Genomic DNA, 20,909 nt, shown 5'->3' with positions numbered 1-20,909 from the left:
TCACGGCGGGCGGCCCGGCGGCCGGGTGGCCCGGCAGGGGCCGGGTGGCCGGGTGCTCAGGTGATCTCCATCTGGGCCATCATGCCCATCGCGGAGTGGTCCAGCAGGTGGCAGTGGTAGGGGTAGCGGCCGCGGTAGGAGTCGAAGGTGGCCTGCAGGCGCACGCTCTCGCCGGGCATCAGGCGCACGGTGTCCTTGAGGCCCGACTCCTCGGGGCCGGGGGCCCGGCCGTTGCGCTGGAGGACGCGGAACTGCACCAGGTGCAGGTGGAAGTTGTGCGGGATGTCGGTGTTGGCGTTGTGGACGGTCCAGATCTCCGAGGTGCCGAAGGCGACGGCGGCGTCCACCCGGGCCGGGTCGTACACCTTGCCGTCGATCAGGCCGCGCGGGGCGGCGCCGGCGCCGCCCTCCTCGACCTTGAGCACGACGGTGCGCTCGCGGGCCACCGGTCCCGGCGGCGCCAGGGTGCGCAGCCGGTCGGGGACGGAGGAGGGGTCGGGGGCGGGGCGGCCGACGTCGAAGCGCAGGACCTGGCCGATGTGTTCGGCGGGGCCCGGCGGCATGGAGTTGGTGAGCACGACGCTCGTGCCGGGGCGGTAGCGGGAGAAGTCGATGACGACGTCGGCGCGCTCGCCGGGCGAGAGGTCGACGGTGTCGGTGGTGTGGGGGCGTTCCAGCAGGCCGCCGTCGGAGCCGATCCAGGTGATGGGGCCGCCGTCGGCCAGGCGCAGGGAGAAGAAGCGCAGGTTGGAGGAGTTGAGCAGGCGGATGCGGTAGCGGCGGGCGGCGACGTCGACCTTGGGCCAGGGGCGGCCGTTGGCGAGGATGGTGGCGCGTCCGGCGGCGTCGTCCATGCGGTAGACGAGGTTGCCGGAGGCGTCGAAGCGGGCGTCGCGCAGCGCGATGGGCAGGTCGTAGCGGCCCGAGGGCAGCGGCAGGGCGGCCTCGGTGGCGTCGGTGAGCAGGTAGGTGCCGGCCAGTCCCCGGTAGACGTGCTCGGACTCCAGGTGGTGGGCGTGGTCGTGGAACCACAGGCTCGCGTGGGGCTGGTCGTTGGGGTAGGTGCAGGTGCGGGTGGCGCCGGCGTTCAGCAGGTTCATCGGGCCGCCGTCGCTGTCGACGGGGACGGCGGAGCCGTGCAGGTGGACGGAGACCGGGTCGTCCAGCAGGTTGGTCTGGCGCACGATCACCGGCCGTCCGGAGCGGGCGCGGATGACGGGGCCGGGGAAGGCGCCGTTGTAGGTGAGGACGTCGGTGCGGTGCCCGGGCAGGATGCGGGCGAAGGAGCGCAGCATGGTCACCGCGTAGGTGTCGGCGCCGCCGTCGGTGGAGACGGGGCTGAGCACCGGGGGCAGCGGCAGGGCGGTGGTGAACTTCGGGGCGAGCGCGGGGCCGGCGTCGGGGCCCGGGTCGGGGGCGTCGGCGCCCGCCGGGTGGGCGTGCCCCGCGTCCTGCGCGTCCTGCGCGGCGGAGGCGGCGGAGGTGGCGGAGGCGGCCGGGTGCTGGGTGGTGCGCACGAGCAGGACTCCTCCCCCGGTCGCCAGGGCGGCGCCGATCATCCTGCGTCTGGTCACCATCGCGTCTCTCCTCCCGTGTGGGCTCCCCGGCCTCGCCCGGGTGGGTCGGGGCGGCCTCGCCCGGGTGGGCTCCCCCGGCCTCTCCCGGGTGGGGGCGGCCTTGTCCGGGGGTGATTGCAGCAGCGCCCGCTGGGGCCGCGCTGGGGTCCGGCTGGGGCCGCGGGCGGCGCCCTTCGGGCCGGTGGGGGGCGGTGCGGGTGGGGCCGGCGGGCGCCGCGGTGGGTGAGCTGCGGGTGTTGCGGGCGCCTTGCGCGGGGCCGCCACCGTGGCTGCGGACGCGGTCGAGGAACGCTCAAGGACTCGGCTCGCGGTGAACGCTCGTACTCGCCGGGGGCCCGGCGTGCTGCTCACCCGCGCGCCGGCCCCCGTCTGTCGATGGACTCGAAGGGGAAGGGCCGGAGCGTGGACCTGCGGTACTGGCTGCCGAGGGCGGCCGAGGTGGCCGAGCGGTGGGGCGAGCGGTTCGGGCCGCTGCGGCCGCACCCCTCGCACCTGGTGGACGAGGCGGACTTCGCCGCCGCGTTCGAGCGCTTCGCCAAGCGCCTGGAGCACAACTACCCGTTCTTCCACCCGCGTTACGCCGGACAGATGGTCAAGCCCCCGCACCCGGCGGCGGTCGTGGGCTACCTGACGGCGATGCGCTTCAACCCCAACAACCACGCCTACGAGGGCGGGCCGGCCACCAACGACATGGAACGCGAGTGCGTCGCGCAGCTCGCCGCCATGTTCGCGCTGCCCGCGCACGTGGGCCACCTGACCAGCAGCGGCACCATCGCCAACCTGGAGGCGCTGTACGTGGCGCGCCAGAGCCACCCCGGCCTCGGCGTCGCCCACAGCGCCCAGGCCCACTACACCCACAGCCGGATGTGCCACGTCCTGGGCGTCGAGAGCCACGCGGTGGCGGCCGACGCCGAGGGCCGGATGGACGTCGGCGCGCTGGAGGAACTGCTGCGCACCGGGCGGGTGGGCACGGTGGTGGTGACCTGCGGCACCACCGGGCCCGGCGCCGTCGACCCGGTGCACGAGATCCTCCCGCTGGCCCGCCGCTACGGGGCGCGGGTGCACGTGGACGCCGCCTACGGCGGGTTCTTCGCGCTGCTGGCCGCCGACGAGGCGCTCGCGGCCTCGCTCGGGGTGGACACCGCGCCGTGGCGGGCCGTGGCCGGCTGCGACTCGGTGACCGTCGACCCGCACAAGCACGGCCTGCAGCCCTACGGCTGCGGGGCGGTGCTGTTCGCCGACCCCGGCATCGGGCGGCACTTCGCCCACGACTCCCCGTACACCTACTTCACCGACGCCGAACTGCACCTGGGCGAGATCAGCCTGGAGTGCTCGCGCGCCGGGGCCTCGGCCGCCGCGCTGTGGCTGACCCTGCAGCTGCTGCCGCTCACCCCCGAGGGCCTGGGCGCGGGGCTGGCCGCGAGCCGGCGCGCCGCCCTGGCCTGGGCCGAACTGATCGACGCCAGCGAGGAGTTGACGCTGCACCAGCGGCCGCAGCTGGACATCCTCACCTACTTCCCCACCGTCCCCGGGACGCCGGCGCCCGCGCTGTCGGCGATCGACGCCGCCAGCGAGTACGTCCTGCGCCGGGGCATGGCCGACGAGCGGGACCCCGTCTACCTGAGCGTGCTGCGCGTGGACGCCGCCGACTTCACCCGCCGCCACCCCGGCGTGCGCGCGGACGCGGGCGGGGCCCGGGTGCTGCGCAGCGTGCTGATCAAGCCGGAGGCGGAGGAGTGGGTGGAGCCGCTGCACGCGCGGGTCACCGCCCTGGCCGCCGCGGCCGCCGCGGCCGCCCGACCGTCACCCGACGGGGCCGGTGCGGCCGACGTGACCGCCGCACCCGACACCACCGACACCACCGATGCGACCGATACGACCGTTGACCCGCCTTCCCCTTCGTCCGCCCCCTCGTTCGAGGAGAGTGCCCGTTGACCACCACCACCGCCCTGCCCGCCGCCGCGGGCACCGCCCTGCGGCCCGCCGTACGGCCCGCCGTGCGCCCGGCCCGCCCGGGCGAGGAGGACGCCCTCGCCCACGTGCTCGCCGCCGCCTTCGCCGACGACGCGCTGATGCTCTGGGCCTTCCCCGACCCCGGCCACCGCGCCCGTGCGATGCCCTCCTTCTTCCGCGTCCACGTCGAGCAGTGCCTGGCCCACCGGGGCGCCCTGGTCGCCCACCGGGCCACCGGCGACGGCGCCGCCCGGGACGGCGAGCCGCTGGGGGCGCTGCTGTTCCTGCCGCCCGGCCACTGGGACGACCCCGGCCCGCAGGACGGCGCCGCCACCCGGGCCCTCGCCGAGGCGATCGACGCCGCCGGCCACGACGGGCCCGCCCGCCGCCTGGCCGCCATCACCCGCCTGCAGACCCTGCGCCACCCGCGCCACCGCTCCCACCACTACCTCGCCTTCGTCGGCGTGCACCCCGACGCCCGCCGCACCCGCACCGGCCGGGCCCTGCTGCACGCCTTCCTCGCCGAGGTCGACGCCGCCGGCCAGGCCGCCTACGCCGAGACCAGCTCCCCCGGCGGGGCCCACCTGCTCGCCGGCGGCGGCTTCACCCGCTTCGGCGAGGCCATCGCCCTGCCCGGCGGCGGCCCCCGCCTGGCCCCGGTGTGGCGGGGGCCCCGATGACCGCCCCCGCCCTGCCCGCCGCCCCCGCCGTGTCCTCCTTCTCGGCGCTGCGCCTGTACAGCGCCGGACAGATCGACGCCGGCCACGCCGCCGAACGCCCCGAGGCCGCCGAGACCCTCGCCTGGGCGCGGGCCTTCCTCACCACCGCCCACCCCGACCTCGGCCGCAGCGGCCCGGTCTGCCCCTACACCCAGCCCTCGCTGCGCCGCGGCCTGTTCCACATCGCCGTTGCCGACGGCTCCCCCGACGGGGACCTTCCCCTCCTGGTCGCCGAACTGCGCGCCCGCTACGACGCGTTGCTCGCCGCCCTGACGGAGGAGTCCGAGCGCGAACTGCTCACCGTCCTGCTGGTCATGCCCCAGCTGGACCGCGAGGACTCCACCGTGCTGGACGAGCTCCAGCGCAAGGCCAAGGACGAGTTCGTCGAACAGGGCCTGATGATCGGCCAGTTCCACCCGGTCTGCGAGGAACCCGGCCTGTGGAACCACGCCTTCAGGCCGCTGCGCGCCCCCGTCCCGCTGCTCGCGGTGCGCAAGCTCCTGGTCTTCGACCTGCCCTTCCTCGCCGGCGACGAGACCCACCTGAACCACTACCTGGCCCGCTTCGCCCCCGAGGTCCCCGCCCGCATCCGCGCCCAGCTGGTCACCAGCGTCCGCGCCCGCCGGCACAACGCCGCCGCCTGACCCCCCTCCCCCGCGCGCGCGGAGCCGGCCGGCGCCCGGCTCCGCGCGCGCCCCTTCGCCCCGGGCCGGTGCCGCGGGGGAAGTCGGCCGGGCCGACTTCCCGCGCGGGCGCTGCGCCGACGGATTCACACCCTGGTGAAGTCCGTCGTCGACGTCCCCGGCCGGATCACATAGACGCCGGAGCCCGGCGGGCTCTCCCGTGACCCGCTCTTGAGCTGCTCGGCATCGGTCGCCGACGGCCACCGGGTGCCCTGCACGGACCAGCGCATGCCGGCCAGATCGACGCGGGTCAGGTCCACGTCGCTGAGGTCGGCCCGGGTGAAGTCGTCGAGCGGACCGTCCAGCAGCAGGGCGCCGAGCGCACCGCAGCCCGGCAGGCCGAGCAGCGGTCCCGCCGCGTGATCGAGGTCCCGCGCCAGAGCGCGCACGAGCTCCCGCACGGGAGCACGGTCGAGGTCTCGGGCGAGGGCTCGGGCGAGATCCCGGGCGAGAGCGTGCGCGAGGTCCTGGGCGCGGTGGTGGGCGAGGTCCCGCGCCAGATCGTGCGCCAGATCGTGCGCCAGGTCGTGGGCCAGGACACGCGCCCGGGTCAGTGCCCGGGGGACGTCGTGGGCGTGGTGCAGGGCGAAGTCGACCGCGAGGTACAGCTCGCGGGCCAGGGTGACATCACGTGGAAGCGCGATCAGATGACCGAGGTCGTCGGCGACGGTGCGGGCGAGCGCGTGCGCGAGGACCAGGGCGCGTGCGAGGTCACGGTCGACCTGCAGGGCCAGGTCCACCGCCCGCGACACGAGTCCGCCCCGGATGCTGGCCACGATGACCGGGTGTCGGCGCAGGGCTAGTCGGACCTGGGGATCCAGTGCCTGCACGACCCCGTCGAGTTCCCGGCGCCCCGGTCCCCGCACGGTGCCGTCGGCTCGGGCGTGCGCCTCGCCCCTGCGCGGGTTCTCGCGGAGGACCTCGGCCAGACCGGTCTCCAGGTCGATCACGGTGCCGAGTTCCCCGACCAGGGCGACGTGGCGGGCGTGGACCATGACCTCCCCCAGACCGGTCTCCAGGTCCAGCAACCCGGCGAGGCCGTTGACGAGACTCGTCAGCCGCGCGGTGATCCCCGGGTTGACCGCCTCGTCGTCCGGGTTGACCGCCCCGCCGTCCGCCACGGGCCCCGACCTGCCGGTCATGCCCCCTCCTCTCGGTCCCTCATCCGTAGGGCGACCGCCCGGCGGGCCTTCATCAGATTGGCGCGCACCGCGGCGGGTTCGATCCCCAGTTCCTCGGCGATCTCCGACGGGCTGTAGCCGGACACGCTCCAGGCCAGGACCTGCCGCTGGCGGGGCGGAAGGCCACCCAGCAGCTCCTCGAGTTCGTGCCGGCTCTCCCACTCCGCCAACTCGGCCGGACAGCGCCGGATCAGACCCGTCGTCTCGGGGACCTGCTCGACCGGGTCCTCCTCGACCCGGCTGAAGTGCCGCACCAGTTCCCGGGAGGCGACCTTGCGCGCCCACGACTCCGGCGACCGGATCTGCCGCCACCCCTGGAAAGCCTTGATCATCGTCTCCTGGGCCAGATCCGCCGCCAGCCGCGTCGGCGCGCCCTGCCACATCAGGAAGCCGACCAGCGTCGGCGTGAAACGCCGGTAGAACTCCGCGAAGTCCTCCCGCGTCGAGTGCCGGTCGGCGGCCAGCAGAGCCTCCGGCCCCTGCGGAGTGAGCAGGGGCCGGGACACACCGGCGTCGTACGCATCGTTGTCACTCACCCGTCCCGTACCCCCGCCGAACGGGCTGCCGCGGGACCGTCAGCGTCACCGAGCTCCCGTCGCCGCGCACCTCCCGAAAACGGCCTCCCTCGGGCAGGACCCGGGCAAGCGCCTCGATGACCCTCCCGCGCGCGCACTCCTCGTGCGATCGCCACCGCAGTCGCAGGTGCCGGCACACCACCGCGGTGATGCGCACCCCCGCGCCCGATACCGCCGCCAAGGCTGCGGCCGTCAGCGGATCCATCCGTGCGCCCTCCCTCTCAGCGGTCCGCTCCTGTGCGAACCTCTCGTGGGTAAGAGGCCGCACGGTACATCCGCGTGAACCGGCCGCCGGAAATCCCCGCACGCCTCGTCCGGGAGGGGACGGCCACCGGCAGGCCCCTCCCCGCGCGGGGCGGCGGCAGGGGTTGGGTAGCCTCCGGGGATGGTCTCCTCCCCCCGTGCCGTCCGGCCCGCCACGCGGCTCGTCGACGGGCTCGTCCACGCCTATGCCCCGCACGCCGGCGCCGTGGGCGCGTTGTCCCCCGTGGCGGCCTTCCGGCCCCTGCCGGGGGACGAGGTCGTCGGCCACGCCGTCGCCGCCGACCTGGGCCGCGCCCACTACACCACGCCGGACGCGGCCGTCTGCGTGGGGGCGGACGGCACGCAGCTGTGGCGCTCGCGGTTCGAGCCGGAGGCGGACGAGGTCTTCGGCCACCGGCCCGGCTGCGAACTGTCCCCGGACGGGCGGGTGCTGTGGGTCTACCGGCCCGACGCCATGGCCGGCCGCGGCCGCCCGGACCAGTGGGTCGCCATGGACGCCGCGACCGGGACCGTCCTCGCCCGGGCCGACCTGGAGACGGTCGGGCACGGCGCCGTGCAGCGGGCGCACCCGGCGAGCGGCCAGGTCCTCCTCAACGTCGGCGAGGGGCAGGACGGCACCGTGATCCACCGCGCGTCGCTGACCGGCGGCCGGATCGAACTCGTCCGCTACCCCTGGGACGACCGGTGCCTCATCGACCTGTCACCCGACGGCCACCGGTTCCTGACCGTCGACCACGCCCAGAACGACCTCGCCGTCCACGCCTTCCCCGGCGGCGACGTGCTGTTCACCCGCACCGCCGCCGACTTCGGGCACGACCCGGACACGGTCTTCCTGGAATGGAGCGGCGGCCACCTGAGCGCCGACACCGTCGTCGCCACCCTCGTCGGCCAGGACGAGGACGAGGAGGACTGGTTCCGCCACTACCGCCTCGACGCCCGCACCGGCCGCGTCCACGGCGAGTTCGACGCCCGCACCACGGACCCGTACGACATCCACCCGCTCGGCGACGGCTCCTGGCTCACCACCGGCCCCGACGGCCACCCCGTGCGCCACACCGACGCCTGACCGGCGCCCGACCGGCGTCCTGACCCGGCCCGCTGCCGGGCCCGTTCACCGGGCCGTACGGGCGGCGGCGCGTTCGTAGATCGCGCCGCCGGGGATGTACCAGCCCGCCTTCTTGCGGACCGCCGGGCTCGGGTCCCGGTCGTGGGAGGCCCGCAGGGCGGCCACGGCCCGGGGCTCGGTACGGGCGAAGCGGCCGACGAGCTCGGCGGCCATGGCCCGCACGCCCGGATCGGGATCGTGGGCCAGGTGGCGCAGCCCGGGTTCGAGGACCCGGTCCGCGCCCGGTGCGCACGTGTCGCCCTTGCACCGGTCGCAGGCCAGGGCGTGGAAGGCGGCGGTCCTCACCCGGGCGTCCGGGTCGTCGGCCATGGCGACGAGCTGGTCCATGGACTCGGTGTCGACCAGGTGGTCCAGCAGCCGGCAGCAGCCCTCCCGCACGGCCGCGTTCTCGTGGGACAGGCCCGCCCGCACGGCCCCGAGCGCGTCCTGCCCGCGGCGCAGCAGTTCCCGGTAGGCGGCCACCGTGCGCTGGGGGTCGCCCAGGCAGGAGACGAGGGCTTCGTTGTCGGTGCTGACGAATCCGAGCATGCGCCCAGTGTCGGGCCGCAAAGCGGCACCGGGCAAAGGGATTTCACCGCGCCGCCACAGCCGCCCGCCGCCACCGCAGGCCGGCGCCGCCGCCGTTCCCCGACCGGTTCCCGACCGGTTCCCGCGACCGCGGCGAACGGCCCGCCCGGGTGGGCGCACGCCAGGCCCGCACGGGGTTCATATGCCATATTGCGGACATGGTCCCGACGGAAGGCATGTCATGAGGTTCGCGGTCATCGGCGGTACCGGGCTGATCGGCTCGCAGGTCGTCGAAGATCTGAACGCCGCCGGGCACGAGGCGGTACCGCACTCCAAGTCCACCGGAGCCGACGTCATCAGCGGCCGGGGCCTGACCGAGGCGGTGGCGGGGGCCGACGTCGTCGTCAATCTGACGAACTCCCCGACCTTCGACGAGGCCTCCCTCGACTTCTTCCGGACCTCGATGGAGAACCTTCTGGCCGCGGCCCGCGACGGTGGCGTCGGCCACTTCGTCATCCTCTCGATCGTCGGCGTGGACCAGGTGCCGGAGCTGGCCTACTACCGCGCCAAGGTGCTCCAGGAGGACATCCTCACGGCCGGGCCGATCCCCTACTCGATCGTCCGGGCGACGCAGTTCATGGACTTCGTGGACGCCGTCCTGTCCTGGACCGCCGACGGCGACACCGTCCGGTTGCCCGCCACGCCGGTCCAGCCGATCGCCTCCGCGGACGTGGCCCGTGCGGTGGCGGAGGTCGCGGCGGGCGCCCCGCTGGGCGGCATCCGCAACGTCGCGGGCCCCGAGATCTTCCCCCTGGACGAGCTGGGACGCATCACCCTGTCCCGCAAGGGCGACAGCCGTACCGTCGTCACCGACCCCACCGCCGGCATGTTCGCCGTCGTCAAGGGGGACGTCCTGACCGACCCCAGCGCCCGCCTGGCCCCCACCCGCTACGCCGACTGGCTCTCCTGACCCACGCGCCCGGGCCCCGCACTCCTGGGGGCCGCACCAGCACGGGCACGGACGCGGACGTGGACGTGGACGTGGACGTGGACGTGGCGACGGTCCCGGCGACGCGGCGTGCGCGGCAGGCCGGACCACCGGCCCCGTCAGGCGGCCGGTGGTCCGGCGGCGGACAGGCGCAGTCTGAAGGGCGATCCGTCGGCGGTGGGCGTCCAGCCCTCGGTGCGCGCGGTCCGGATGCCCGCGGCGACCTCCCGCGGCATGACCACGTGGGCGGGCACCGCGTCCGGGGTGTGCCGGGTGGGTCGGCCGGTGTCCACGACGAGCGTCGTCGCGGGGTGGGCGGCGTCCTCCACCGCGTAGCCCAGGGTGCTGCCCTCGTAGTCGCAGCACCAGTGCTGCTTGGTGACGCGCCAGCGGTACGCCGTGCCGTCGACGACGATGCGGCGCGCGCCCTTCCTGGCCAGTGCCACGGTGCTGCCTCCCGGTGTTCGGCCCGGCGGCCCGTCCGTCTGCCGCTCTGCCGCTCTGTCGGCCTGTCGGCCTGTCGGGAGGAAGTCTCCCGGTGCGGCGCGCGCTTGTCACCGGGTTTCCCGGTGCCGTGGCCCGGGACGCCGTCAGGTCCGGGGTCCGTTCCCTCCTGCCTCCTGCTCTCCTGCCCTCCTGCCCTCCTGCCCTCCTAGCGTGCGAGGCGCCCGAGGAGGGCGGAGGAGGCGGCGATGCCGAGGAGGGTGGCGAAGGCGAGGACGGCGAAGTCCAGGGGCAGGTGGGAGGGGGTGCCGATGAGCAGGCCGCGCAGCGCGTCGACCTGGTAGCTGAGCGGGTTGGCCTTGCTGACGGCCTGGAGCCAGCCGGGCATCAGGGCGATCGGGTAGAGGGCGTTGGAGGCGAAGAACAGCGGCATGGTGATGGCCTGGCCGATGCCCATCAGGCGGTCGCGGGTGAGCACGATCCCGGCGATGGCCATCGACAGGCAGGAGAAGAACGCCGAGCCGAGCAGGACGGCGGCGACGACGCCGAGCAGCCGCAGCGGGTTCCAGGTCATGGCGACGCCGAGGGCGGCGGCGATCAGCACCACCACCGCGGCCTGCAGGACGGCCTTCACCCCGGCGGCGAAGGCCTTGCCGGTGACCAGGGCGGCGCGCGGGGTCGGGGTGACCAGCAGTTTGGTGAGGACTCCGGAGTCCCGCTCCCAGATGATCATGATGCCGTAGAAGATCGCGATGAACATCGCGGACTGGGCGATGATGCCGGGCGCGAGGAAGTCCAGGTACGGGATGCCGCCGGTGGGGATCGCCTTGAGGCGGGTGAAGGTCTGGCCGAAGATCAGCAGCCACAGCGCCGGCTGGACCGCCCGGGTGTACAGCTCGGTGCGGTCGTGGCGCAGCTTCTGCAGTTCGACGGCGCACATCGCGCCGATGCGGGCGGGCACCAGGCGCCAGCCGGTGCGGGCGCGCGGGGGCACCAGCAGCAGGGACAGGTCGGGGTCGGCGGCGCCGGCGGATTCAGCCGACGCGGCCCGCGGTGCGGCGGGTTCGGCGGACATCGCTGAAGTCTCCTTCGGTCGCGTCGGCCAGTTGCCGGCCGGCGAAGTGGCGGAAGACGTCGTCGAGGGTGGGGGCGGGCCGGGCCGGGTCGGCCCGGTGGACCTGCTCCTTGAGCTCGGCGGGGGTGCCGAGCGCGCGGATGCGGCCGCGGTCCATGAGGGCGATGCGGTCGCAGTGGCGGTCGGCCTCGTCCATGTAGTGGGTGGTGACCAGGACGGTCATGCCGGTGGCGGCGCGTACGGCGTCCACGCGTTCCCACACGCCGGTGCGGGCGATCGGGTCCAGGCCGATGGTGGGTTCGTCCAGGACGAGCAGGCGCGGGGCGCTGACCAGGGCCTGGGCGAGTTCGAGGCGGCGCACCATGCCGCCGGAGTAGGTGGCGGCCATCCGCTCGGCGGCCTCGGTGAGGTCGACGGCGGCCAGCGCCTGGGCGACGCGGCGGGCGCGTTCGGCGCGCGGGACGTCGAAGACGCGGGCGAACAGGGCGACGTTCTCGCGTCCGGTCAGCCCGGCGTCGGCGGACAGCTGCTGGGGGACGTAGCCGAGCAGGCGGCGCACCTGCATGGGGTGGCGGGTGGCGTCGTGGCCGAAGACGCGGACCATGCCGGCGCCGACGGGCAGCAGGGTGGTGATCGCGCGGATGGTGGTGGTCTTGCCGGCGCCGTTGGGGCCGAGCAGGCCGAACACCTCGCCGGTGCGCACGGTCAGGTCGATCCGGTCGACGGCCCGGGTGGTCCTGCCGCGGCCGTGGCGGAAGACGTACTCCAGGCCCTGGCACACCACCGCGTCCTCGGTGCTCATGGCTCCTCCTCCCCGCAGGCTCCTCCGGGTGCTGCAGGTGCAGCGGGCGCAGCGGATCCGGTGGGTCCTGCGGGCGTAGCGGGTCCTGCGGGCGTAGCGGGTCCTGCGGGCGTAGCGGGTCCTGCGGGCGTAGCGGGTCCTGCGGGCAGGGTGCGCAGGCCTTCGGCGACCTGCCGCAGGGCGGGCAGGGCGGCGGCCAGGGCCTCGCGCCGGTCGGCGGGCAGGCCGGCGACGACGTCCTCCATCAGCGCGCGGCGGCGCCGGCGCCAGGCCTCGATCCGCTCGACGGCCTCGGGGGTGGCGTGCAGGAGGGCGGCCCGGCGGTCGGCGGGGTCGGTCTCGCGGCGCAGCAGGCCGAGGGCGACGAGCTGGTTGACGAGGGTGGACACCGAGTTGCCGGCCAGGCACAGTTCCTCGGCGGCCTCGGAGACGCGCAGTCCGGGGGTTTCCGTCACCAGGCGCAGCAGTTCGACCTGGGCGCCGCGCAGGCGGGGTTCGTCCATCGTCTGCCGCAGGCGGCGGCGGACCAGTCGCTGGATGCCGACGAGGAGGGTGGAGAACTCGTCCGCCGGCGCGACGTCGAGCGTCTGCGGCTCTGTCGCGGTCATACCCTCATTTTAGCTCTCAGTGAGAGCTATCCGTCGAGGGTCACGCGCCCGTTTCCGGTGCGCTGCGCAGGTGGCGGGCCCAGATCTGGGCCTTGCGGTACGGGCCGTCGCCGGCACTGTCGTACTGCGGTGCGTCGAAGACGACCCAGTAGGCCAGTTCGCCGTCCTCGGCCCGCTGGTTGCCGGCGGGCTCCGGCGCCCCCATCGGGTCGATGGTGCCCGTGAACTCCACCTGCCACGGCCCGTCCCACTGCGGGTCGCGGACCACGGTGACCCGGGTGCCCGGGGGCAGTGCACCTGCGGGCCAGTCGCGGTTCAGGGGGCGGCCCAGGATCCGTTCGACGGCCGCCCGGTCCCGGTCATGGTCCTGGTCCCGGTCCTGGTCCCGGGTGTGTGCGGTGTCGGAGGACGGGTCGACGCTCATGCGCTCAGCTTCCACGCACGGGCGCCGGAAAAGCCACCGGTTAATCGGTGAGTTCTCATGCCGTCCATGCAGTCCGGGTCGACCGGCAGGACGTCGCCGCGCTGGTTGCGGACCAGGACGAGGCGGCCGAGCCGGCAGACGGGGGGCTTGGCCAGCAGCCGGGGGTCCTGCCCGGGGATGTCGATTTCTCAGGGTTCTTGGTCGAGATGCCGGGAGATGTCGGTGGGAACCGAGAGCACCCGGGGAGGGCGTGTCGGTGGGTCGGGACGTGTGGGCCCCCGCCGGGTGGGTGGTTCGGCAGGGGCCCGTAGGGAGTGCCTAATGGTTGTGCTGCGGCGTCATCAGCTCGGGGTCACCGTCACCGTGAGGGTTTCGGGGTTGTCGCTGTTGCCCTGGTAGACCGAGTCGCCGCTGTAGACGGCCGTGATGACGTGCGCACCGGCGGTCCGGAAGAAGACGACGCGCCCCGCGGCGGCGCAGTTTCGGAGATCGAGGATCAGGCGTGCCGTGCCCAGGGTCGTGCCGGTCGTGGTGTCGGTGAACGTCACGGTGCCGGTGGGCGGGGTCGTGGCGCCCGTACCGGCCGGGCAGACCAGATCGTCGAGCACTACCGGCCGCCCGAGCCGGACCTGCTGGGGCAACGCGATCAGGCGCGTGTTCACCGGCTTGCCCGGAGTGGTGTAGCTGATGGTGATGCCCGGGGCGGAGCTGGTGACGGTGGGGCCGGTGCCGCCGGCGGGGACCAGGGACGAGCCGCCGCCTCCGCCACCCCCGCCGCCGCTCGGACTGATGAAGGGGTTGATGTTGCCGCCGCCGCCTCCGCCGTAGTAGCCGCCGCCGCCGGCACCGCCGGTCAGGGAGGCGCCCGGGCCGCCTCCGGTGCCGCCGGCCCCGAGCGTGCCGGGCCCACCGCCGAACACCCCGCCGCCGCCGGTGCCGCCGGCCCCGCCCTGGGTGGACGTCCCCGCCCCGCCGCCGTGTCCTCCGTTGCAGGTCGCGTCCGTACCCGGCTGGCCGGCGTCTCCGCCCGGGCTTCCGGTGCACTGGCCGGCCCAGCCGGCTCCGCCGCCGCCCGCGGCCACGATGAGGCGGGAGTCGGTGGTGGTGAGGGGCGTGGTGCCGGGTTGGGTGCGGACGTCGGAGGCGCCGCCGCCGCCTCCGCCGAAGTGGGTGCTGCCGCCGCCGTTGAAGCCGCCGGTGCACTGCGCGCTACCGGCGCACTGGGCGCCGCCGGTGGCGGTGCCGCCGACTTCGACGTAGAGGGTCTGCCCGCCGGACAGCCCGGTGAGGGTGCCGGTCACCTGGGCGCCCCGGCCGCCGCCGACGCCGTTGTCCTCCACGCCGCCGGCCCCGCCGGTCGCGGTGACGTCGACCTGGGTGACGCCGGTGGGGACGGTGAAGGTCTGCTCGGTGCCGGTGAAGGCGAACGTACAGGTGGTGGTGGGGCCCGAGACCGTACAGGTGCCCTGCGCGTGGGCGGTCCCGGACAGCGACACCGGGGTGATACCGGCGGCACAGAACACGCCGGCCGCGACGGCCAGCGCCCGGCCCCGGGCGGCCGAACCGGCACGATGCCCGGCACCAGGACCTGACCGGCGGGCAGCATCCGACAGTGAGAACGTCACGATCCACTCCAGAAGACGGCAGAGGGCCTCTCGGCGGAGGATTTCCTTCCACTGTGGATCACCCGGCCAGGGCCGCGGTCCGCATTCGGCCTGACACACCGTCGGTTCACACCAGTGGGTCCCGGGCCCGGCTTTCGGCCCACCCGACTCCGAGAGCACGATCATGGTCTCGAAGCAAGCACTCGAGTGCTCTCAAAACTCGGCGATCCCGCCCGACCGGAGCACCGGGTGCTCTCGTCCCGGAGCGACAGACGCTCTCGCGACTCACCTATGAAGCCAAGGGGTTGACGTTCGGCGGGGATGCGGTCCGCCGTGGGCACGGGTGAGCGCAGACCCTGCCCGAGCGACCTGCCGGACGAGGCGCGGGAGCCGATCCGGCCGGTCGTCACGGCGTGGAAGGGACAGCACCCGTCGGCCGGCGGACACCAGGGCCGCCACGACATGCGGGAGATCGTGAACGCGATCCTGTCCCGGACCCGCACCGGCTGCCACCCGAGACGACGCGCCGGCATGAGCAGATCGAGGACGTGACCCTCACCGTGTCCACCCGGATCCGGGTCACGCTGGAGCACCTGTCCAAGCTCTCCGGCACCCAGGGCGTCGAGGCCCACTTCAGCGCCCCGGAGGACGGCCCGAACCACATCGGCCTGTCCGTCTTCCGATTCGACGAACACGCCCTGGTCACACCGCACTTGGCCCGAACCGTCGGCCACGACTCCCCGACGAGGTCACCGACCGCATGGCCGAGGTCTATGCCGTCCGCGTCCTCGATGCCCTGCGCCCCGGCCTCACGCGCATCCGCTCCCATGACGGCCGGCACCTCACCGCCCCCGAACGCCTCGCATGAGAAGTCGGCCCCGTCGACTTCCTGCTCCACCGCCCGACCGACCCACGAACAAGGCAGGCCCCCTGAGGGCACTTGCGCGTCGCCGCCCGCCTCCGGGCGGCGACGCGCGGACGAACCCCCGTCTCCCGCACCGCCGCGCGCGGACGCCTCCCGTGGGAAGTCGGCCCGGCCGACGAGTGGTTGAGGTTCCTTCAGTGACCTGCCCGGGCCGGGGTTCTACGCCCCCGGCCCGGCACGGTGTCGCAGGCGACTGGCATGCTGGGGTCAAGAGTTGTCACCGGGAGGAGACGAGGGGGGCGGATGCCGGACAAGGTCAGGCCGCTGCGCGCGGCACCACGGCTGGGCACGGTCAACGGATTCGGGCGCACGATGCTGGGCAAGACCCGCGTGGACGCCCAGGGCGCGTGCTTCGCCACCCGCTGGTTCACCGTCCTGATGCTGCCGATCCGGCCGCTGGGCCGCTACTACGTCAAGGAGGGCGAGACGGTCGACGTCCCCGGACGAGGCGGCTCGACGACCACCACCGAGTACGTGTTCCTCGGCGAGGCCGAGCTGCGCGCGAGCGAGGTGATCCGCACCTACCTGTTCTGCTGGCTGGTGGTGCCGCTGGTCGTCGCCGGTCCCGTGACGCTCTTCGGGCTCAACGCCGACGCGTTCAGCCACGAGCACCCGATCCTCTTCCTCCTGCTGCTGCTCGGGCTCCCGATCGTCGGCATCATCGCGCTGGCGTGGCTGCTGGTCCTCAACGAGAAGTTCCTCGCGCCGCTGCGCGTGCCGCAACGGGTCGAGGCCGGGCCGGCGAACCGAAGGCCCTGAGGGGACGGGGACTCGGGGCCCGAGGGCCTGACGGCGGGCCCGCGACGGCTACAGGCCCGCCCCGGTCAGCAGCCGCTCCATGTGCTCGACGGGAAGGAACGGCGACGCGGCGGCGGCCCGCGCGACGTGTTCGGAAGGGTCGGCGAGCAGCCGCAGCAGGGACGGGAGCGGAAGGTTGCGGTGGGCGGCGACGGCCCGGCGCACACGCTCCTCGGGGTCGTCGGCCAGCCGCCCGGCGAGTCCCGCGGGCAGGTCCGGATCGCGGGGCGCCAGGGAGCGCAGCCGGGGCTGGGGGTCGGTGGCGAAACGGCGCAGGGTCTGCGGGGGAAACGGCAGGACCTGCGCCCCGTCCCACCAGAACGTGAACTTGTCGCGTCGGCTGTAGCGGCGCTCGATGTCCTCGGCGGTCGCCGGGTCGACCAGGTGCGGGGCGCAGTGCGCCATGGTGAGGCGGACCAACTCCTCCTCGTCGCCGAGCAGTCGGGCCACCGCCTCGGCGGGCAGGTCCTTGGCGGCGGCAGCCGAGGCCCGGAAGCAGACGTAGGGCGAGTCGAGGTGCGGCAGCGGGTCGGCCGTCACCCAGTCCAGGCGCAGGATCCGTAGTTCCGTGGGCGCGAAGGAGTTCTCGTACCAGCGCAGGAAGGCCTCGTCGTCGGCGTCGGGGCCCGGCTCGGCCGTCGACCGCGACGCCTCGTGGACCGAGGTGTGGATCCGTGCCCGCTCGTGCTCCGGCGTGTCCGGACGGGCGAAGACCTTCACCCGCACGCTCAGGGCCGGATCGACGGCCAGGGCCTCGCGCAGCGCCGACGGCAGGTCGGGATGCCGGGCGAGTTCGGCGCGCACGCCGGCGTCCGGGTCCTCGGCGAGCCGCCGGGCGGTGTCCGCGTCGAGGACGGCGTGGACCACCGCGCCCGCCCGGGTCACCGGGTCCGCCAGCAGCGCCGGCAGCAGGTCCGCCGGCGGTACCGGATGCGGCAGGCGCGCGAAGCAGGTGGAGCAGGCGGCGGCGCGGACCTCCGGCTCGGGGTCGGTGAGCAGGATCCGGCGCACCGCCTCCGGGGCCTGCGTCCAGTGCTTGGCCAGCGCGGCGCGGACCGCCGGGTCGGGGTCGGCGGCGAGACGGGCCCTCAGGTCGGGCGGGGTGCCGTCCCCCTGGGCCAGGTGTTCGCGGACCTTCGGCTCCGGATCGTCGACGAGCTGCTCCAGCATCCGCCGCGGTGCGCTCGCGGCACGGACGGCGAGCGCGGCCCGCACCCCCTCGTCCGGATGGGCGGCCAGGCGCAGGCGGAAGCGGTGCGGCAGCCGGTCGTTGAGGGCCAGACTGTGCAGGAGCCAGTGGTCGTCGGTCGCGACGATCTCCTCGATCATGTCCTCGGTGAGGTCCGCACGACCGGCCACCTCCCCGAATCCGTGCCGCCGGGCGAACAGCCGCCGGACCATCGCGGCGGGCAGGGCGGGGTTCACGGCCAGCCCGTCCAGCACGTGGTCGAGGTGGACCGGGGTCGGGGCGTCGGTGTCCATCCGGCCAGGATGTCAGGGGCTCTGCGGTGCGCAGCCGCCGGGCCCCGCCCGCACACCGGCCCGGCCCGCTCAGCCCCGGGTGCGGCGGCTCCCTGACGGCACCGGGGCGCTCACGCCCGCCGGTTCGACAGTCCCCGTCCTGCCGGGCGGGACGTTCGTCTCCGAGACCGGGCCGGGGAAGCGGAACATGCTCCGGGCGAAGGAGGACGGCCGCCCGTTCCCGACGGGGACGGTGTTCCGGGTGATCCCATTCGCCGTCGACGGCAAGCCCTGGTGACTGGCCGCGTCCCCGATGGCCTCCCGCGGCCGTGAGCTCCCGCCCCGGTCAGTACCCGGCCGGGGCGGGGGCGGGGGCGGCGCCTGCGGCGCTGACGGCGCGCAGGGCGCGTTCGATGCTCTCCCGGCTCTCGCCCACCGGGGCCACGTAGTCGAGGACGGCGCGGGCGGCGTCCTCGCCGAGGGTGCGGGTAATCACCCAGGTGGCGAGGTACTGGGAGGCCAGGCAGCCGCCCGCCGTGGCGATGTTGCCCTCCGCGTGGAAGGGCGCGTCCAGCACGGTGACGCCGCGGGCCTCGACGAACGGGCGGCTCGTCAGGTCCGTGCAGGCCGGCATGGTGCCCAGCAGGCCGAGATGGGCCAGCACCAGCGCGCCGGAGCACTGGGAGCCGATCAGCTGCCGCGCGGGGTCGAGCGGCAGCCGGGCGAGCAGCGGGGCATCGGCGACCACGTCACGGGTCCGCACCCCGCTGCCGATCAGCACGACGTCGGCCTCGGCGACGAACCCGATCGGGCGCTGCCCGGCGACCTCGACACCGTTCATCGAGGTGACCCGCGGGGTGGGCGTCGTGATGAAGGCCTCCAGGCCGTCCTTGCGGCAGCGGTTGATCAGTGCGGAGGCGATGAAACTGTCGAGCTCGTTGAACCCGTCGAAGGTGACCACGGCGACCTGCACCATCACACCACTCCCTTGTGCGGCATCGGATGTCCGGCTGCCCCAGGATTCCACGGCCGGCCGGGCGTACGCACCGGTGTCCGGGCCGGTGTCCGCGCCGGTGTCCACGACGTGCCGCGAACCGGGACGCGTCCCGGGCGGCGGGGCGCGTCCCCGGTCAGAGGCCGCCGCCGCAGCCCCCTCCGCAGCCTCCCCCGCAGGACGCGCCGCCGCAGCCGCCCAGGCCCACGCCGCCGCTGCCGCCGCTGTGGGAGGAGGAGGTGGTGCTCCTCGCGGCCACGGCCCGGGCGAGGGCGTTCGAGCGGGCGCGGGCCGCCTCCCGGCAGATCCGCAGGTCGTGGTCGACGGGCAGGGCCGACAGCCCGCCCAGGGCCACCGTCGCCGGCCCCTGCCCGCGGCGCTCGGCCGTCCGGGCGTCGGCGAGCACGCGGGAGCCGAGCGCGGTCAGAGGGCGCAGCGGGCGCACGGGCGGCCGTACCCGGTGGTTGACCCACAGGGCGGCCGCGAACAGGGCGACGAAACCCGCCGGCGGCACGAGCCGGTTCCCGTCCCGCGTGAGTGTCCACACCAGGGCGGCCACGCCCGCCGCGGCCACCGCGAACAGCACCACGGGCATCCACCCGTAGGCCTTGCGCACCCGCTCGACCAGTTCCTTGTCGTCGATCAGCCCCGAGGCCGCCAGCTGCTTGCGCAGCGCATTCGCTTCCGGCGACCAGTCCACCGACGCGATCAGCTTCCCGATGTCGCCGGTGCGGGTGAACCTCAGCGAGCGCACGGCCACCGCCTCGAACCCGTCCCCGCCCCCGTCCCCGGTCGTGGCTGCCGTGGTCAGTGTGACGTCACCGGAGCGGGAGGCGACGATCCGGCCCCCGGCGTACATCTCCGCGAGTGTCAGCTCCGCCAGGTTCCCGGCCAGGCAGGCGAGTTCCTCCTGGCCGAGGTCGAAGTCCCGGCCCGCCGCGAGCCGTTCGGCCCGGGTCAGCTCGTTCAGCGCGCGGCGGCAGCGCACCCCGGCCGCGGCCAGCGCCGCCCCCGTCCCCACCAGAAGGACCAGGACCACCCACATGACGCCCCCTCCCCCCACAGGTCAGCCCAGTGTGGGCGCGCCCGGGCCGGGCGGCAAGTCCCGGGCCCGGCACGGGCCGTGGGACCTGCCGGGCGCTGCACCCCCGGGAGCCGGTCGGCAGGCCGCCCGGCCTCAGGTGCCGTGGACGCCGTGGCCGGCGTGCGGGTCGGCGGCGGCAGACAGGGCGGGGTCGTCGCGGCGGAGCGGGCGGGCTCCCCGCGGGGGCGGTCCGGAAGGCGCCAGGGGTGATGTCACGGGCCGACGGGGCGAACAGGGAGTGGGCGCCGCGGACTTGCTCCAGGCCGGGCCGGTACGGGCCGGAGGGGCGGGCCCGGCGGCGGGCGGGACCGCGTTGCGCTCGCCGGGTACGGGCCGGAGGGGCGGGGCGGGGTCAGTGGGCGGTGAGGGAGCGTGCGGCGACGTGGGCGACGGCCTGGTGGACGGGGGTGGGGCCGGAGACGAGTTCCAGCAGGCGCGGGGTGGTGGCGGGGACGGTGAGCAGGTGGGCGAGGACGGCGGCGGCGTCGGGGCGGTCGATCTCGCCGGGGCCGGTGTGTGCGGCGAGGTGGACCAGGCCGGTGCCGGGTCCGTCGCGGAACCAGGCGGGGCGGAGCACGGTGCTGTCGAGGTCCGGGTGGGAGAGCAGGGCCTGGTCGGCGCGGCCCTTGGCGCGCAGGAAGGTCTCCACGAGGGGGTCGGCCGGGTGGTGCGCGGCCGGGTCGGAGCCCATGGCCGACAGGAGGACGAAGCGGCGTGTCCCGGCGTGGTGGGCGGCGTCGGCGAGGGCGAGGACGGCGTCGTGGTCGACGGGGTTGGCCTGTCCGGGGGCGTCGCCCAGGCCCGCGCCGGCGGCGTAGAGCACCGCGTGTGCGCCGGTGAGCAGGTCGGCGAGCTGTTCGGGGGTGGCGGTGGCGAGGTCGGCGACGAGTGGTCGGGCGCCGGCGGCGCGGAGGTCGGCGCCCTGTTCGGGGCGCCGGATGATCCCGGACACCCGCAGGCCCCGGCCGGTGAGCAGACGGGTGGTCAGGAGTGCGACCCTGCCGTGGCCGCCTGCGATGACGACGGACATGCGGGCACCTTACGGGCCCGCCACCGCCCGGACGGCACCGGCGCGCGGGGCGGGGGCCTTCGGGGCGGGGGGGGGGGGCGGGGGGGC

19 protein-coding genes and 1 pseudogene are annotated in these 20,909 nt (G+C 75.1%); 6 read left to right on the top strand and 14 right to left on the bottom strand.

The annotated features are described in order from the left end of the window. Window positions 1–56 precede the first annotated feature (56 nt). Complete coding sequence (locus ACFVUY_RS29510; RefSeq protein WP_387690640.1) at window positions 57–1,577, bottom strand: multicopper oxidase family protein; 1,521 nt, start codon at window positions 1,575–1,577, stop codon at window positions 57–59. A gap of 402 nt (window positions 1,578–1,979) precedes the next feature. On the opposite strand from ACFVUY_RS29510, the gene ACFVUY_RS29505 reads away from it, so the two are divergent. From ACFVUY_RS29505 to ACFVUY_RS29495, 3 genes are read left to right on the top strand one after another with little or no spacing between them, the layout of a single operon-like run. Next, the gene (locus tag ACFVUY_RS29505) at window positions 1,980–3,512 is read left to right on the top strand and encodes a pyridoxal phosphate-dependent decarboxylase family protein (protein WP_387735301.1); all 1,533 of its coding nucleotides are present in this window, start codon (window positions 1,980–1,982) and stop codon (window positions 3,510–3,512) included. Beyond that, a complete protein-coding gene (locus tag ACFVUY_RS29500) occupies window positions 3,509–4,210 on the top strand; it encodes a hypothetical protein (protein WP_387735001.1) in 702 nt (233 codons plus the stop codon). Before ACFVUY_RS29505 ends, ACFVUY_RS29500 begins: the two co-directional genes overlap by 4 nt. Further along, complete coding sequence (locus tag ACFVUY_RS29495) at window positions 4,207–4,893, top strand: DUF6875 domain-containing protein (protein ID WP_387734999.1); 687 nt, start codon at window positions 4,207–4,209, stop codon at window positions 4,891–4,893. Before ACFVUY_RS29500 ends, ACFVUY_RS29495 begins: the two co-directional genes overlap by 4 nt. A 125-nt stretch (window positions 4,894–5,018) precedes the next feature. On the opposite strand, the gene ACFVUY_RS29490 is transcribed toward ACFVUY_RS29495, so the two are convergent. Further along, window positions 5,019–6,074, bottom strand: coding sequence for a hypothetical protein (locus tag ACFVUY_RS29490; RefSeq protein WP_387734996.1), 1,056 nt, complete (start codon window positions 6,072–6,074; stop codon window positions 5,019–5,021). Continuing rightward, window positions 6,071–6,649: an RNA polymerase sigma factor gene (locus ACFVUY_RS29485; RefSeq protein ID WP_387734994.1), complete on the bottom strand. Its 579-nt coding sequence runs from the start codon at window positions 6,647–6,649 to the stop codon at window positions 6,071–6,073. Before ACFVUY_RS29485 ends, ACFVUY_RS29490 begins: the two co-directional genes overlap by 4 nt. 424 nt (window positions 6,650–7,073) lie before the next feature. On the opposite strand from ACFVUY_RS29485, the gene ACFVUY_RS29480 reads away from it, so the two are divergent. Next, entirely contained in the window at window positions 7,074–8,018 is a 945-nt protein-coding gene (locus ACFVUY_RS29480; protein WP_387734991.1) for a hypothetical protein, read from the top strand. Window positions 8,019–8,063: 45 nt separating this feature from the next. Here the strand turns inward: ACFVUY_RS29480 and ACFVUY_RS29475 are convergent, their stop codons facing one another. Further along, window positions 8,064–8,606 (bottom strand): HEAT repeat domain-containing protein, encoded by a 543-nt coding sequence (locus ACFVUY_RS29475; protein ID WP_387690653.1) that lies wholly within the window; start codon window positions 8,604–8,606, stop codon window positions 8,064–8,066. 220 nt (window positions 8,607–8,826) lie between these two features. On the opposite strand from ACFVUY_RS29475, the gene ACFVUY_RS29470 reads away from it, so the two are divergent. Beyond that, complete coding sequence (locus ACFVUY_RS29470; RefSeq protein WP_387734989.1) at window positions 8,827–9,555, top strand: SDR family oxidoreductase; 729 nt, start codon at window positions 8,827–8,829, stop codon at window positions 9,553–9,555. Between the two features lie 137 nt (window positions 9,556–9,692). Here ACFVUY_RS29470 and ACFVUY_RS29465 read toward each other — a convergent pair whose 3' ends face one another. The 6 genes and pseudogenes from ACFVUY_RS29465 to ACFVUY_RS29440 form a co-directional block, all read right to left on the bottom strand. Then, window positions 9,693–10,019, bottom strand: coding sequence for a hypothetical protein (locus tag ACFVUY_RS29465; protein ID WP_387690656.1), 327 nt, complete (start codon window positions 10,017–10,019; stop codon window positions 9,693–9,695). Window positions 10,020–10,225: 206 nt separating this feature from the next. Continuing rightward, window positions 10,226–11,092 carry an ABC transporter permease gene (locus ACFVUY_RS29460; RefSeq protein ID WP_387690658.1) on the bottom strand — a complete coding sequence of 289 codons (867 nt, stop codon included), beginning with the start codon at window positions 11,090–11,092 and terminating at the stop codon, window positions 10,226–10,228. Next, complete coding sequence (locus tag ACFVUY_RS29455; RefSeq protein WP_387734986.1) at window positions 11,052–11,894, bottom strand: ATP-binding cassette domain-containing protein; 843 nt, start codon at window positions 11,892–11,894, stop codon at window positions 11,052–11,054. The genes ACFVUY_RS29460 and ACFVUY_RS29455 overlap by 41 nt, the downstream gene beginning before the upstream one ends. Window positions 11,895–12,046: 152 nt before the next feature. Next, a pseudogene (locus ACFVUY_RS29450) lies at window positions 12,047–12,502 on the bottom strand (MarR family winged helix-turn-helix transcriptional regulator); the annotation flags it as partial. A 40-nt stretch (window positions 12,503–12,542) separates the two neighbouring features. Then, window positions 12,543–12,926, bottom strand: coding sequence for a ferrous iron transport protein A (locus tag ACFVUY_RS29445; RefSeq protein ID WP_387734983.1), 384 nt, complete (start codon window positions 12,924–12,926; stop codon window positions 12,543–12,545). Window positions 12,927–13,267: 341 nt separating this feature from the next. Then, window positions 13,268–14,551 carry an Ig-like domain repeat protein gene (locus ACFVUY_RS29440; RefSeq protein ID WP_387734980.1) on the bottom strand — a complete coding sequence of 428 codons (1,284 nt, stop codon included), beginning with the start codon at window positions 14,549–14,551 and terminating at the stop codon, window positions 13,268–13,270. A 1,147-nt stretch (window positions 14,552–15,698) separates the two neighbouring features. On the opposite strand from ACFVUY_RS29440, the gene ACFVUY_RS29435 reads away from it, so the two are divergent. Further along, complete coding sequence (locus ACFVUY_RS29435) at window positions 15,699–16,214, top strand: hypothetical protein (RefSeq protein WP_387734977.1); 516 nt, start codon at window positions 15,699–15,701, stop codon at window positions 16,212–16,214. 48 nt (window positions 16,215–16,262) lie between these two features. Here the strand turns inward: ACFVUY_RS29435 and ACFVUY_RS29430 are convergent, their stop codons facing one another. The 4 genes from ACFVUY_RS29430 to ACFVUY_RS29415 form a co-directional block, all read right to left on the bottom strand. After that, the gene (locus tag ACFVUY_RS29430) at window positions 16,263–17,735 is read right to left on the bottom strand and encodes a hypothetical protein (protein ID WP_387734974.1); all 1,473 of its coding nucleotides are present in this window, start codon (window positions 17,733–17,735) and stop codon (window positions 16,263–16,265) included. Window positions 17,736–18,060: 325 nt separating this feature from the next. After that, window positions 18,061–18,690, bottom strand: a complete 630-nt coding sequence (locus ACFVUY_RS29425; RefSeq protein WP_387734971.1) for an AraC family transcriptional regulator — start codon at window positions 18,688–18,690, stop codon at window positions 18,061–18,063. A 154-nt stretch (window positions 18,691–18,844) separates the two neighbouring features. Further along, window positions 18,845–19,753 carry a hypothetical protein gene (locus tag ACFVUY_RS29420; RefSeq protein ID WP_387734968.1) on the bottom strand — a complete coding sequence of 303 codons (909 nt, stop codon included), beginning with the start codon at window positions 19,751–19,753 and terminating at the stop codon, window positions 18,845–18,847. Between the two features lie 391 nt (window positions 19,754–20,144). After that, entirely contained in the window at window positions 20,145–20,822 is a 678-nt protein-coding gene (locus ACFVUY_RS29415) for an NAD(P)H-binding protein (RefSeq protein WP_387734965.1), read from the bottom strand. Between the last annotated feature and the right edge of the window lie 87 nt (window positions 20,823–20,909).

It is taken from the genome of Kitasatospora sp. NPDC058063, assembly GCF_042885395.1.
GTDB lineage: Bacteria > Actinomycetota > Actinomycetes > Streptomycetales > Streptomycetaceae > Kitasatospora > Kitasatospora lactacystinica.
This window is presented reverse-complemented; position numbering and strand designations above follow the sequence as displayed.

Coding starts and splice junctions, on each gene's coding strand:
- ACFVUY_RS29490 (WP_387734996.1), bottom strand. CDS start 6,074: ATGACCGGCAGGTCGGGGCCCGTGGCGGACGGCGGGGCGGTCAACCCG.
- ACFVUY_RS29430 (WP_387734974.1), bottom strand. CDS start 17,735: ATGGACACCGACGCCCCGACCCCGGTCCACCTCGACCACGTGCTGGAC.
- ACFVUY_RS29510 (WP_387690640.1), bottom strand. CDS start 1,577: ATGGTGACCAGACGCAGGATGATCGGCGCCGCCCTGGCGACCGGGGGA.
- ACFVUY_RS29480 (WP_387734991.1), top strand. CDS start 7,074: ATGGTCTCCTCCCCCCGTGCCGTCCGGCCCGCCACGCGGCTCGTCGAC.
- ACFVUY_RS29455 (WP_387734986.1), bottom strand. CDS start 11,894: ATGAGCACCGAGGACGCGGTGGTGTGCCAGGGCCTGGAGTACGTCTTC.
- ACFVUY_RS29470 (WP_387734989.1), top strand. CDS start 8,827: ATGAGGTTCGCGGTCATCGGCGGTACCGGGCTGATCGGCTCGCAGGTC.
- ACFVUY_RS29415 (WP_387734965.1), bottom strand. CDS start 20,822: ATGTCCGTCGTCATCGCAGGCGGCCACGGCAGGGTCGCACTCCTGACC.
- ACFVUY_RS29435 (WP_387734977.1), top strand. CDS start 15,699: ATGCCGGACAAGGTCAGGCCGCTGCGCGCGGCACCACGGCTGGGCACG.
- ACFVUY_RS29425 (WP_387734971.1), bottom strand. CDS start 18,690: ATGGTGCAGGTCGCCGTGGTCACCTTCGACGGGTTCAACGAGCTCGAC.
- ACFVUY_RS29460 (WP_387690658.1), bottom strand. CDS start 11,092: ATGTCCGCCGAACCCGCCGCACCGCGGGCCGCGTCGGCTGAATCCGCC.
- ACFVUY_RS29420 (WP_387734968.1), bottom strand. CDS start 19,753: ATGTGGGTGGTCCTGGTCCTTCTGGTGGGGACGGGGGCGGCGCTGGCC.
- ACFVUY_RS29445 (WP_387734983.1), bottom strand. CDS start 12,926: ATGAGCGTCGACCCGTCCTCCGACACCGCACACACCCGGGACCAGGAC.
- ACFVUY_RS29495 (WP_387734999.1), top strand. CDS start 4,207: ATGACCGCCCCCGCCCTGCCCGCCGCCCCCGCCGTGTCCTCCTTCTCG.
- ACFVUY_RS29475 (WP_387690653.1), bottom strand. CDS start 8,606: ATGCTCGGATTCGTCAGCACCGACAACGAAGCCCTCGTCTCCTGCCTG.